This window comes from Deinococcus sp. (assembly GCF_025362455.1).
GTDB lineage: Bacteria > Deinococcota > Deinococci > Deinococcales > Deinococcaceae > Deinococcus.
Window position 1 is genome coordinate 1 of the sequence record NZ_JANYGJ010000048.1, and the last position, 12,729, is coordinate 12,729.

Genomic DNA, 12,729 nt, shown 5'->3' on the forward strand with positions numbered 1-12,729 from the left:
AAGACGCGGGCAGGCGTGCCCAGGCGGACTTGCAAAGCTCCGCAGGAGAGGAGTGGCATCCTCATGGGGACGAGTGGCGTCCTCATGGGCGTCCGTTCACGAGGACAGTCCGTTCACGACGACAGTCCGTTGTGCCCAAGACGGCGAGTGAAATACGGTGAGTATTTGGGGAAATGGAGCGATGAGAGTGCGTTTCTCTCATCGTGTAACTTGGACGAATGCTCTAGCCTGAGCCGTGGTCCAGACCTCCTCCCCCCTGCGCGTGGCCGTGCTCAGCGACGCCCACGGCAACGCCTACGCCCTGGACGCCGTGCTGGCCGCCATCCGCGCCGCCTCGCCCGACCTGATCGTCAACCTGGGCGACCAGGTGGAAGGCGCCGCCGACCCGGCCCGCGCCTACGCCATGCAGGCCGAGCTGGGCGCCTCGGAAGTGCGCGGCAACAACGAGGAGAAACTCTGGCCGGGCGGGCGCCGCTCAGCGCTCAGTCGGCGCTACGGCGACTGGCTCGGCGCCCAGGTGCCCCCGCAGGCGCTGGCCCGGCTGGCCGCCCTGCCGCTGACGCTGCGCCAGGGCGACCTGTATCTGTGCCACGGCACGCCGACCTCGGCCTGGGAGAGCTTGCTGTGGGTCTGGCAGCGAGACGGTGCAGGCGGGTTCTACCGCAGCCGCGATCCCCGGCAGCTCCGGGCGCTGGTCGAGCCGCTCTCGGCGGGTGTGGTGCTGTGCGGCCACACCCACCGCCCCGGCGCCACCCGCGTGAATGACACCCTGGTGCTCAACGCCGGGGCCGTTTCCGATCAGGTGGACGGTGATCCCCGCGCCCGCTGGACGCTGCTCTCTCGCCGCGCCGGACACTGGAGCGCCGAGTTCCGGGCCGAAGCCTACGACATGGCCGGGGCCGTGACCTGGGCGCAAGGTCACAGCGACTTCGGCGGCGGCGAGGCCGAACTGCTGCTCAGCGGCGAGATGACCCTGCGCGGCGACGACACCTGACTGAAGGGGCCTGAGCTGAGCTGCCCAGGCTGGATGACCGCCCGCTGAGCCTGTACCCCCCCCGCCGACCCCCGGCGATTTAGCCCCTGCTCACGCCCTGCGCACCCGGTGGGCGCAGGATAAAGCATGGAACAACGTGTGCTGGGCAGCAGTGGCCTGCGGGTCTCGGTGGTGGGCCTGGGCGGCAACAATTTTGGTGGGCGATTGGATCAGGCGCTCACCGACGCAGTGGTCACTGCCGCGCTGGATCAGGGCGTCACTTTTTTCGACACCGCCGATGTCTACGGCAACAATTACGGCAACCGGGGCGGCTCGGAGGTCATGCTGGGCCGGGCGCTGGGCGCCGAGCGGGGCCGGGTGGTGCTCGCCAGCAAATTCGGGCACGACATGGGCGAGGCCGGTAAGGGCGCTGCCCCGGCCTACATCCGCGCCGCCCTGGAAGCCAGTTTGAGGCGACTGGGCACCGATTACCTCGACGTGTATCAGCTTCATCTGCCTGACCCTGCGACCCCGATTGCCGAGACGCTGGGCACTCTGCACGAACTGGTCGGCGAGGGGCTGGTGCGGGCGGTGGGCTGCTCGAACCTGGGTGCGGCGGGTGTGCGCCAGGCCGCTGACATCGCGCAGGCGCAGGGCTGGAGCGGCTTCGTCAGTGCCCAGGACGAGTACAGCCTGCTGTGCCGGGAGGCCGAGGCGCAGCTCCTGCCCACCCTCGAAGACCTGGAGATGGGTCTGCTGCCGTATTTTCCGCTGGCCAGTGGGTTGCTGAGCGGCAAATACCAGCCGGGCCGGATTCCGCCGGGCACCCGCTTTGCCGCCTCGCCCGGCATCCAGAGGCGGTACATGACGCCGGAGAACTGGCGCAAAGTGAGGTTGCTCCAAGACTTCGCCGCCCGCCAGGGCCGCAGCCTGCTGGAACTGGCGTTCAGTTGGCTGGCCGCCCAACCGAGTGTCAGCAGCATCATCGCCGGGGCCACCACCCCGGAGCAGGTCGCGCAAAACATCGGCGCCGTCGGCTGGCAACTCGGCGCCGCTGAGCTGACCGAGGTCGATCAGATCACGCAGGATCAGGCCGCCCTGAGCCGCTGAGGGACCGGGGGCTGACCTGTGCGCCCTCGCCCCGAAGTCGTCATGCTGAGTGAAATGAAGGCTCTCGTCGCCTGACGACGAGAGCCTTCACTGCGTTCCGGACGACAACGTTTCTGGGATGGTGTTCGCTTTTGGGATGGTGTTTTGACGGGCTCGCCACCGGAAACTGCCTTCACCCCAAAACCCGACCCCACGCCGCCAGGCTTCACCGCCCCGCTGTCCCGCGCTCCAGCAGCGTCCAGGCGCGGACATCGACCAGGCCGCGCGGGGTCAGCTTGAGGTCGGGGATGACGCTCAGACCCAGAAAACTCAGCGTCATCAGGGCGCCGGGCAGTCGGCAACCCCTGGCCTCCAGTTGGCGCTGAAACTCGGCCAGCACGGCGGCCAGGTGTTCAGGCGGGGCGTCGCTCATCAGGCCCGCGAAGGGCAGCGGCAAGCTCAGCACCACCTCGCCGTCCTCGGCCAGCACGATACCGCCGCCGAGCCGCTCAACCTCCAGACCCGCCGCCCGGATATCGGCGTCGCTCTTTCCGGCGATCACCAGATGATGCGCGTCGTGCAGCACGCTCAGGGCCACCGCGCCGCGATCCAGGCCGATGCCGCAGGTCCAGGCGGCGCACGCCTCGCCGCGTCCGTAGCGGTCCACCACCACCAGCTTGGTGTCGCCGCTGCCGGGGGCCAGGCGCTGCGTCTGGATCTGAGCCGCCTGGACGCCGATCACCGGCCAGTCGGGCGGCACGCTTAGGTCCGCCGTGGCCAGGACGGCCACCTCGATTCCGGCGCCGCTCAGGGGCGGGGTGGCGGGCCGCTGCTCCAGCGCCGCGAGCGGCACAGCACCCAGCCAGCACTCGCTCACCCGGAAGCCCTCCAGGTCGCGCAGCAGCACCAGGTCGGCCCTGAATCCCGGCCCGATGACGCCCACGTCGTGCAGGCCCCAGTATTCGGCGGGGTTGCAGGTCACCAGGCCCAGCGCGTAGAGCGGGTCCACGCCTCCGGCCACCAGGGCGCGGAGCTGCGCGTCGAGGTGCCCGTGCGCCATCAGGTCACCCACGTCGATGTCGTCGCTGACCAGCATGGCCCGGCGCGGCTCCTCACGCAGCAGCGGCAGCAGCGCCTCCAGGTTGCGGGCGGCGGAGCCTTCGCGGATCATCAGCCACAGCCCGGCCCGCAGGCGTTCGCGGCCCTGCTCCGGCGTGGTGGCCTCGTGGTCGGAGTGAATACCCGCCGCCGCGTAGGCTTGCAGCGCCTCGCCCGACAGGCCCGCCGCGTGGCCGTCGATGCGCCCGTGCCCGTGCCCGCCGCGTGCCGCCCCTAACACCTCCCAGACCTGCGGATCGGCGCCCAGCACGCCGGGATAATTCATCATCTCGGCCAGGCCCAGCACGCCGGGCCAGCTCAGGCCGAGCTTCACCTCAGCCGCCGTGAGCCGTGCGCCGCCCTGCTCGAAGGTGCTGGCAGGCACGCACGACGGCACCGAGGCCCACACCCGCAGGCCGCTGCCCTGGCCCGCCTCCAGCATCCAGCGCAGGCCGCTCAGGCCCACGATGTTGACGGTCTCGTGCGGCTCGGCCACCACGCCCGTCGTGCCGCGTGGCCGCACGGCGCGGGCAAAACTGGCCGGGGTCAGCAGGCTCGATTCGATGTGAATGTGGGCGTCGATAAACCCCGGCGCCAGGTACTGACCGTGCGCCTCGTAGACCTGCTCGGCCTGGTAGCCGTGGCCCAGCGCGGCGACAAACCCGCCCGCAATCGCCACGTCCACGTCCAGCAGCTCGCGGGTGGTGACGCTGACGACCCTGGCGCCGCGAATGACCAGATCGGCCCTCTCTTGTCGTAGGGCCACCCGCACCAGGCGCTGACGGAGTTCGGTGGAGGCAGGTTCTGTCATGGCTCATCGTAAAGCAGCAGCATGAAACTTTGAAGCCTAGAGCAGTACTCCAAATTACGCCACGGGGAAAACAGCCTCCCCGCGCCTCCATTCTGCGCCTTGCTCAGTTAAAACTACTCGCTCCGCTCGGTCATAAAAAGACCTTTTTTATGATATCTGCTCTGAAGGTCTGAAGCCGGATGTGCTCAGCTCACCAGCCGCTCACTCTTCACCGGCTCCGGCAGTCGGTAAGCCAAATAGACGCTCGGCAGCAGCAGCAGTACGGCGCACAGCGCGGCGGTGGCGGGGTTCGTCACGTCGGCCAGCAGGCCCACGAAGAAGACCAGCATGCCCGACACGCCCCAGGAGAAGCCCATCATGATGCTGCTGGCCACCGCGACGTGGCCGGGCGCGTATTCCTGGGCCGTGACCACGCCCACCGGAATAGACGCGTTGACCAGCGATCCCACCAGGAAGGTCAGCGGGTAAAACCACCACTGACCGGGGTTGGAATAGATCAGCAGGGCGAACAGGGGTAGCACGGTCAGGATGGCCGACCGCAGCACCCGCACCCGCCCCAGCCGGTCGGATAAGATACCCCCGACGATGCCGCCCACCGCCGAGGCCACCGCAAAAACGACCAGCGTGACCGTCAGCTCACGCACGCCGTAGCCGCGTGCGATCAGAATAAACGGCAACATGGCGCCGTAACCGCTGCTGGCCAGGCTGCGCAGCACCGCCATGCCCCACAGCGTGACCATCGGGCCGCGAAAGATGCTGGCGTAGTCGCGCACGCTCAGCCGCCTGGCGGTCGGTCGGTGGTCGGGCGTGACGGCGTAGCTGATGAGCCCGATGACCACCCCGATCAGGCCGTAGACCGGCAGATGCGTTAATCCTCCGCTGGCAAACACTGGCCCCAGCGCCATGCCCGCCGTGCCGCCCGCGCTGAAGAGGCTGGCCCACAGCCCGCGCCGAGAGGGCGGACTGGACCGCGCCACATAGGCTGCCCCGGCAGGGTGAAAAAACCCGCTGCCGAAGCCCGCCACCGCCACCATCACAGAGAGCGCCCCGAACCACGGCACGGAGCCGAGCAGCGTCAGGCCCACGCCGGTAAAGACCGGGCCGAAGGCCGCCATCGCCCGGCTGCCGACACGCTCGCCCAGGACGCCCAGCAGCGGCTGGAGGACACTGCTGGTCAGTGAGAAAATGCTGGCCAGCAGAGTGATGGCCGCGATGCTGACGCCGAACTTGCTTTGCAGCGCCGGGCCGAGCGGGGTGAGCATGGCGCCGTAGGCGTCGTTGATGAGGTGGCCGAGTGTGACCGCCGTGGCGATGACCACACCGTTGTAGGCCGTTCTTTGAATGGGGAGGGTGCTCAAGCGGGCCTCATAGGAAGCTCAGGCTAACACGGTGTGGGCGGGCGGCACGGTGCTGGAACTGGGGGCGCCCTGAAAAGTGAAGGCCGCACGAAGACCGAGGCCGGGTCGAGTAGACCGAAACTGGCCCATTCGAAATCGAGCAAGCCCTCGTTCATAACCTGAAACTCTTCACCCGTCTGAATGTATCGGTAACAGTTGACACCGATATGTTCCATCGTCAGTAGAGTGCTTTGCAGGGCATTTGTAGCCATTCCCTTCTTGTTCGTAAGCACACGCCCATCTGCTGTTACCATTACCAAGTTGTCTCTGTTGTTCAGCGGAAGCTGAGACAAAACTCGTATGAAATTAAACCGGTCGTCACCCTGAATGTCATCCGGTATCCACTGGTCGTAGACCGACAGATTTTCCGCCCCGGCGTCGGCCTCCGGCAGTGTCGTGCCGCAGGCGGTCAGCAGGAGCGCGAGGCCGAGCAGGGTCAGCCAACTTTTCACCGTGATCCTCCATCCAGAGGCAGTTTCCATTCCGCAGTATAAGCCAGAAAACACCCGCGCCGAGGCGGGTGCTGGGGCGAGGGGTTCAGGACCTGTTCGGGTAGTTCGAGTGCGTCTTGGACGGCTGCTTGGGATTGTCGCCCCACTTGTTGCTGCCCGCGTCGCTGTCAAGGACGGAGAAGACGAAGAGCGCAATCGGCCCGGCCAGCGGTACCAAGCCGATCAGAACCCACCTGCCGTTGCGGCCCGTGTCCTGCAAGCGGCGAACGGTGACGGCGATACCGGGAATCAGAAGAGCCAGCCCGTATATGGTAGACAGTACACCTCTCCCGGTATTTTTGTCGATTAGGTCCAACGCCACATCGAGAATAACCGGGATCAGGGCGAACAGGATGTAAAACAGGGTGAACATCCAGTATTCCCGGCGCCGAGCCCGTCCAGAAAATTGCGCGTAGTGTTTGACGACGTACAGAAATTCGTTCATGACCCTCCAGGCGCGGCTTGGCGCTGGATGAAGTCTATGGTGACGAATCTCACTCAATCCTTAAAAAGCGGCCACCCTATTCTAAGGTGACCGCCCCTCAAAACCTTCCCGTTTACGCCTTGCCCACGCTGCCCAGCACGCGCAGCTTGTGCTCGATCACCTGGGCCATCACGTCGCGGGCGGCGCCCAGGATCTTGCGGGGATCGAACTCCTTGGGGTTGGCGAACAGCACTTCGCGGATGCCCACCGTGCTCGCCAGGCGTAAATCGGTATCGACGTTGACCTTGGCGATGCCGTGCTGGCAGGCTTCGCGCAGGTCGTCGTCGTCGATGCCCGCCGCCTCGCCGATCTCGCCGCCCGCGCCCCGGAAGCGCTGCACGATCTCGGCGGGCACGCCGCTGCTGCCGTGCGCCACCAGTGGAATGCTGGTCATCTCACCGATCTTGGCGATGCGGGCCTGGTCGATGTACGGACGGCCCTTGCCTTTGAAGGCGCCGTGTGAGGTGCCAATCGCTATCGCCAGGTAGTCGGTGCCGGTGAGTTCAATGAAGCGCACCGCCTCGTCGGGGTCGGTCAGGAAGGCGTCCTTCTCGTCCACGACGATGTGCTCCTCAATGCCGCCCAATCTCCCCAGCTCGGACTCCACCGTGATACCCATGGCGTGCGCGGCCTCCACGACCCGTTTGGTCTCGGCGGCGTTGTCTTCAAACGAGTGGTGCGAGGCGTCGATCATCACCGAGGTAAAGCCCATCCGGATGGCGTTCAGCGCACTGGCGTAGCTGCTGCCGTGGTCCAGGTGCAGCGCGACGGGCACAGAAGCCCTGTTCGCCATGTCCTTGATGATGTTCGCCAGGTCCTGACCGCCGTACTTGATGGCGCCCTCGCTCATCTGCACCATCACGGGCGAGCGCAGCTTCTCGGCGGTGTGGATGATCGCCTGGGTGATTTCCATGTTGTTGGAATTGAACGACGCCACGCCGTACTGGCCTGCGCGGGCGGGAACGAGGATGTCTGAGCCGGTCACGAGCATGGTGTTCTCCTTGGGTGAAGCGGGGGAGCGTACTTTAGTGCTAAGCGAGATGGGGGGCGCAACTGCTGGCGCCTGACACCATAGCAAGTCGGCATTACGGCGACTGGAGGTGACATAGGTGGCGGCGACCTCAGCGATGGAAGGGCCAGTGAGCGATGGAAGAGCCAGTGTGAACGTACCGGCAAGCTGACCGGCCACGTCAGACCCCTTCGACTTCGCTCAGGGTGGCACCTTTTGTCATGCTGATTGTCATGCTGAGCGTTTTGTCAGGCTGAGCGCAGCCGAAGTGTCTCCTGGCGTCCGGGCGCAGCAGGGGGGCGCCAGGTGCAGATCACTTCACCGAAGCGGCCTTCACTGTCCGAAATAACCGGATACAGGCGGCTTGGGGAGGCGTCCAGTAAGCGGCCTTCCTGCGCCTCAAACGGCCTCCGGAGTAAACTGGCGCATGACGACTCTTGAGCACCCGCAGGCGACCATCTGGAACGACGCCTTCTGGACCTCGCGCCTGAGCACCCGCGCCCGGACCATGACGGCCAGCGCCATCCGCGAGATTCTCAAGATCACCCAATCTCCCGACGTGATCTCCTTTGCCGGTGGCCTGCCCGCCCCCGAACTGTTCCCGATGGACGCCGTGAAATCGGCCTTCGAGGCCGTCATGACCCGCTACGGCTCGGCGGCGCTGCAATACTCGACCACCGAGGGCCACCCGCCCCTGCGCGAATGGATCGCCGCCCAGAGCGGTATTCCGGCCAGCAACGTGCAGATCATGACCGGCAGCCAGCAGGGGCTCGATCTGCTCGGCAAGATCCTGATCTCGGAAGGCGATGTGGTGCTGGTCGAGAGCCCGACCTACCTGGGCGCCCTGCAATCCTTTCAGCCGTACCTGCCGCGCTACGTGGAGATGCCCACCGACGAGCAGGGCATCGACGTGGACGCGCTGGAGACGCTACTGGCGAGCACCCCGGCCAAGTTGCTCTACGCCGTGCCCAACTTCCAGAATCCGACGGGCCGCACCCTGAGCCTGGAACGCCGAGAGCGCCTGCTCGACCTGACGGCCCGGCACGGCGTCATGGTGATCGAGGACGATCCCTACGGCCAGCTCCGTTTCACGGGCGAGCACCTGCCCAGCCTCTACAGCCTGGCCCTGGAACGGGCGGGCGGCGACCCGGAACAGGTGAACGTCATTTACTCCTCCAGCTTTTCCAAGACCCTGGTGCCGGGCCTGCGCGACGCCTGGGTGCAGGCCGCCTCGCCCATCATCCAGAAGCTGATTCAGGCCAAGCAGGGCGCGGACCTGCACACGCCGACCCTCAACCAGATGATCGTGGCCGAACTGCTGGACGACACGTTGCCGCGCCAGGTCGAGATCGTCAAGAAGGCGTATGGCGAGCGCGCCCGGCACATGCTCACGCAGATCGAGCTGCACTTTCCCAGAGGCGCGCAGTACACCCGGCCAGAGGGCGGCATGTTCCTGTGGGTCACCCTGCCTGCGGGCACCGACACCGTGCCGCTGCTGGCCAAGGCGGTGGCCCGCAAGGTCGCCTACGTGCCGGGCAGTCCCTTCTTCGCGCTGGGCGGCGGCGAGAATACCCTGCGCCTGAGCTACTCCAACGCGCAGCCCGACGCCATCGAGCGCGGCATGAAAGCCCTGGGCGAGACGTTCACCGAAGCCGTGGGCTGAGGTCGGGCCAGACGTGCTTGGGGCAGGGGCGTTGGCTTTTTTGAGCTTCGGCGCTGTGCCAATGCGTCTGCACCCCCAGCGGGCAGCGGCCAGGCGTCCTCAAGAGGAGGAGTGGCGTGCCCAGGCGCGTTCTTGGGCAGAACGGACTGTCGTCGTGAACGGACTGTCGTCATGAGCGGACACCCATGAGGGTGCCATTCCTCCCCATGAGGACGCCACTCCTCCCCTGGGGACGCCTGCCCGCTCCGTTCACGACGAGTGCTTGCGGAGGGTGAGTGAGCGCCAGCTCACGCCCTCCCCCTGTTCCCACATCCCACTCCCCACATCCCACTCCCCGCTTTCCCCACGTGCCACAAGCCGCGCGAAAGCGCCTACTCCGCCCGCGCCGCTTCCTGCAAGGGGCGCCAGGCGACTTTGCCCGTCGGCCCACGCGGCAGCGACTCGACGAACTGGTAGTCGCGGGGCACCTTGTAGGCGGCCATCTGGGTGCGTGCCCAGCTTTCGATGTCCTGGGCGCTGGCCTGGGCGCCGGGGCGCAGCACCACCAGGGCGCGGGCGCGTTCGCCGCTGCGTTCGTCGAGCACGCTGATGACGCAGGCTTCCTGAATGGCACTGTGGCCGTGCAGCACGCTCTCGACCTCGGCGGGCCAGACTTTCAGACCCGACACGTTAATCATGCGCTTGAGGCGGTCTGTGAAGAAAAAATAGCCTTCCGTATCGACGTAGCCCAGATCGCCGCTGCGGAAGTAGCGCACGCCAGAGCGCTCGAAAAACGCCTGGGCGTTCTCGTCGGGGCGGTTCCAGTAGCCGGTCATGACCTGCGGGCCGCTCATGACGATCTCGCCGACGACGCCGGGCAGCGCCTCCTCGCCGCCTTCCAGGTCGATGACGCGGGCGTCGACGTTGAACAGCGGAATGCCCAGGCACTGCAACTTGGAGCGGCCCACCGGGTTGGTATGGCTCTGGGCCATCGTCTCGGTCAGGCCGTAGCCTTCCATAAACTGGGTGCCGGTCTGCTCGTGCAGGCGCTGGCCCACCGCCGCAGGCAGCGAGGCGCCGCCGCCCGTGATGCTGCGAATGGTCGCCAGGTTGGCCGGGTCGAAGGCCGGGTTGGCCATCAGGTCGATCACCATGGTGGCGGTGTTGGTCCAGACGGTGACGGCGTGCTGGCGCATCAGGTGCTGGGCCAGGTCGCGGTCCCAGCGGGTCATGACGACCACCCGGCTGCCTGCCGCCAGCGGCCCGATCAAGCTGTTGACAAAGCCGGTGACGTGGAAAAACGGCAGCGTCGCCAGGCTGACGTCCTCGCTGTTCAGGCTGATCCAGACCCCTGCTCCCTGCACGTTGGCCTGGACGCTGCGGTGGGTGTGCATGCAGCCTTTGGGCAGCCCGGTGGTGCCGCTGGTGTAGGGCAGCACCGCCAGGTCTTCGGGGGAGAGGCTTACCAGCTCGGCGGGTTCGTGCTGGAGGGCCTGCTCCAGCGTCACGTCGCCGGGGCGCAACTCAGGGGTGACGTTCAGCTCGGCGGGCAGGGCGCTGCCTTCCATGCCTGCCCCCAGATTGGCGACCCCCAGATTGGCGACGACAGCGTGGCCCAGCCCGGCCTGCACGGCCCGCTCGTAGAGTTCGGCGCCCAGCACGCCCACCCTGATTCCGGCGTCCTGCACAAAGAAGGCCAGCTCACGCGCCTGGAGCATCGGCGCCAGCGGCACCACCACCGCGCCCAGCACCCAGGCGGCGTGGGCGGCGACGGCCCACTGGGGGCAGTTCTGCATCCAGACCAGCACCCGGTCCCCGCGCTGCACGCCCTGGGCTTTCAGGTGGGTCGCCAGCCGTTTTGAAGCGTCAAACAGCTCGGCGTAGGTCGTGTCCTGGCCGTAAAACGACAGGGCCACCTTGTCCGGGTAGCGCAGGGCACTGAATTCCAGGTTCTGCATCAGCGAGGTGCGGGGCAGCGTCAGGCTGCGGGGCAGGTGCCGGGGCCAGTAGGGCGCGGTGGGTGAGGTCATGGCAGTCTCCAGTAAGCAGGGAAGAGGCGGCGCAGCGCGTAAGCCGGGCAGGCTGGACATAGATTGGTTTGAGCGGAGTCTGGTTTAACAGGAGTCTGGGTTTAACAGGAGTCTAGTCGTCCAGCACGCGCAAATCAACGTGTCGAGTACGTTCGTGGGCCGTGCTGGGGTCCATATCACTTCGCCTGCCGCCCGTACACCAGCGCCCGCACCAGCACCTCGGCTGGCCCTGTCCGGAAGCGCTTCAGGGACAGGCTGCTGAGCCCCACCTGCGCCGCCCCGAACGCCAGCGCCAGCAGCAGACAGGCCGCCGCGCCCCAGTGTTGACCGGGACCGTGCCCTAGGTTCAGGCCGTAGCCGTAAAACAGACTGGTCATCACCAGCGACTGCGCCAGGTAACCGCTCAGCGTTAGGCGACCCGGCGCGGCCAGCATCCTGAGTGCCCCCAACCTGCCCGACGCCGCCAGCAGCCCGGCGCCCCCGACGTAGGCCAGCCCCCCGGCCAGGCCACCCAGCAGCCGGGCCAGAATGCCCCACAGTTCGGCGCTGTAGCTGCCCAGGGTGTTGGTGTAGGCCAGCGCGGCGCTCAGCGGCAGGCCCAGGCCCAGGCCCGCCCACAGCAGCCACCTGAGGGTGCGGCGGTGCTGCTCCGGCCACCGCAGCAGGCCGCAGCGGTGCAGGGCGCCGCCGAAGCACATCAGCGCCAGTATCCAGAAGCCGTCAAATTCGACCACTGCGCCCAGTTCGGGCAACCACGCCTCGGCTCGCCCGCGAACCAGGCTCAGATACGGCCCGCTCACCTCCAGGTCGGGGCTGCCGCGTAGCCCCAGCGGCGCGGTGAACGCTTCGTGCGCCAGCGGCAGCGCCCAGAAGGCCGCGCAGGCCACGCCGGTCAGCACCAGCGCCCTGGGCCGTGCCCACTCCAGCAGCACCAGCACCACCGCCACCGCCGCGTAGTTGGCGATGATATCGCCGCGCCAGACCAGCACGCCATGCAGGCCGCCCAGAAGCAGCAGCACCAGCAACCTCCTGAGCAGCAGCCCGCGCCCGCCACGGGAGAGCAGCGTAAAAGCCCCGGCCCCGAACAGCATGGCGAAGACGCTGATGCCCTTGCCGTTGAGCAGCACGTCGATGAAAACCTGGGCGGCCCGGTCGGCGCCGCGCTGGGTCCACTCGCTGTAGCCCGCGAAATTCTGCATGTTGACGCACAGGATGGCCAGCAGGGCGCCGCCGCGCAGCACGTCGGGCAGGAGGTCGCGTTCGGGAGGTGGCGTGGGCGCGGGCACGGCTCAGGGTAGGGCACGCGGGCGAGGCCGCCATGAGTGGTCGTTCGCGCCCGACCTTCGGCTCACCGCAGGCTATCTGATTGCAGGCCGTCTAGAGCAGTACTCCGAATTACGCCACGGGGAAAACAGCCTCCCCGTGCCTCCATTCTGCGTCCTGCTCAGTCAAAACTACTCGCTCCGCTCGGTCATAAAAAGGGTCTTTTTATGACATCTGCTCTAAGAGACTGTCTGGAAAGTAAGAAGTCGGGCAATACTGTCTCATCGATATGAGTAGAATTAAAGGATGCAATTGTATCCAACCGATACGACAGATGAAGAGTGGGGGATTCTCAAGCCGCTCATTCCGGCCCCGAAGTCAGGTGGGCGACCAGCCTTCCATCCTCGGCGAGACATCGTAGACGCCATCTTCTATGTCAAGC

11 protein-coding genes are annotated in these 12,729 nt (G+C 66.8%); 4 read left to right on the forward strand and 7 right to left on the reverse strand.

The window, feature by feature from the left end:
* Positions 1 to 256 precede the first annotated feature (256 nt).
* Both Q0R23_RS03355 and Q0R23_RS03360 read left to right on the forward strand, forming a co-directional pair.
* Positions 257 to 994, forward strand: coding sequence for a metallophosphoesterase family protein (locus tag Q0R23_RS03355; protein ID WP_293910375.1), 738 nt, complete (start codon positions 257 to 259; stop codon positions 992 to 994).
* Positions 995 to 1,120: 126 nt separating this feature from the next.
* Entirely contained in the window at positions 1,121 to 2,083 is a 963-nt protein-coding gene (locus tag Q0R23_RS03360; RefSeq protein ID WP_293910357.1) for an aldo/keto reductase, read from the forward strand.
* 205 nt (positions 2,084 to 2,288) lie between these two features.
* Here Q0R23_RS03360 and Q0R23_RS03365 read toward each other — a convergent pair whose 3' ends face one another.
* The 5 genes from Q0R23_RS03365 to fba form a co-directional block, all read right to left on the reverse strand.
* On the reverse strand, positions 2,289 to 3,971 hold the full coding sequence (locus Q0R23_RS03365) for an adenine deaminase C-terminal domain-containing protein (protein ID WP_293910359.1): 1,683 nt from the start codon (positions 3,969 to 3,971) through the stop codon (positions 2,289 to 2,291).
* A 185-nt stretch (positions 3,972 to 4,156) separates the two neighbouring features.
* Positions 4,157 to 5,329: an MFS transporter gene (locus Q0R23_RS03370; RefSeq protein ID WP_293910361.1), complete on the reverse strand. Its 1,173-nt coding sequence runs from the start codon at positions 5,327 to 5,329 to the stop codon at positions 4,157 to 4,159.
* Positions 5,330 to 5,352: 23 nt separating this feature from the next.
* On the reverse strand, positions 5,353 to 5,850 hold the full coding sequence (locus tag Q0R23_RS03375; protein ID WP_293910363.1) for a hypothetical protein: 498 nt from the start codon (positions 5,848 to 5,850) through the stop codon (positions 5,353 to 5,355).
* Between the two features lie 55 nt (positions 5,851 to 5,905).
* A complete protein-coding gene (locus Q0R23_RS03380; protein WP_293910365.1) occupies positions 5,906 to 6,304 on the reverse strand; it encodes a DUF805 domain-containing protein in 399 nt (132 codons plus the stop codon).
* Positions 6,305 to 6,416: 112 nt separating this feature from the next.
* Positions 6,417 to 7,334, reverse strand: a complete 918-nt coding sequence (gene fba, locus Q0R23_RS03385; RefSeq protein WP_293910367.1) for a class II fructose-1,6-bisphosphate aldolase — start codon at positions 7,332 to 7,334, stop codon at positions 6,417 to 6,419.
* Between the two features lie 445 nt (positions 7,335 to 7,779).
* On the opposite strand from fba, the gene Q0R23_RS03390 reads away from it, so the two are divergent.
* Positions 7,780 to 9,015, forward strand: coding sequence for a PLP-dependent aminotransferase family protein (locus tag Q0R23_RS03390; RefSeq protein WP_293910369.1), 1,236 nt, complete (start codon positions 7,780 to 7,782; stop codon positions 9,013 to 9,015).
* Positions 9,016 to 9,386: 371 nt separating this feature from the next.
* Here Q0R23_RS03390 and Q0R23_RS03395 read toward each other — a convergent pair whose 3' ends face one another.
* Positions 9,387 to 11,024 carry a long-chain-fatty-acid--CoA ligase gene (locus Q0R23_RS03395; RefSeq protein ID WP_293910371.1) on the reverse strand — a complete coding sequence of 546 codons (1,638 nt, stop codon included), beginning with the start codon at positions 11,022 to 11,024 and terminating at the stop codon, positions 9,387 to 9,389.
* A 176-nt stretch (positions 11,025 to 11,200) separates the two neighbouring features.
* Positions 11,201 to 12,310 carry a DUF418 domain-containing protein gene (locus Q0R23_RS03400; protein WP_293910373.1) on the reverse strand — a complete coding sequence of 370 codons (1,110 nt, stop codon included), beginning with the start codon at positions 12,308 to 12,310 and terminating at the stop codon, positions 11,201 to 11,203.
* 283 nt (positions 12,311 to 12,593) lie between these two features.
* On the opposite strand from Q0R23_RS03400, the gene Q0R23_RS03405 reads away from it, so the two are divergent.
* A partial coding sequence (locus Q0R23_RS03405) for a transposase (protein WP_293910377.1) occupies positions 12,594 to 12,729 on the forward strand: 136 nt, incomplete at its 3' end.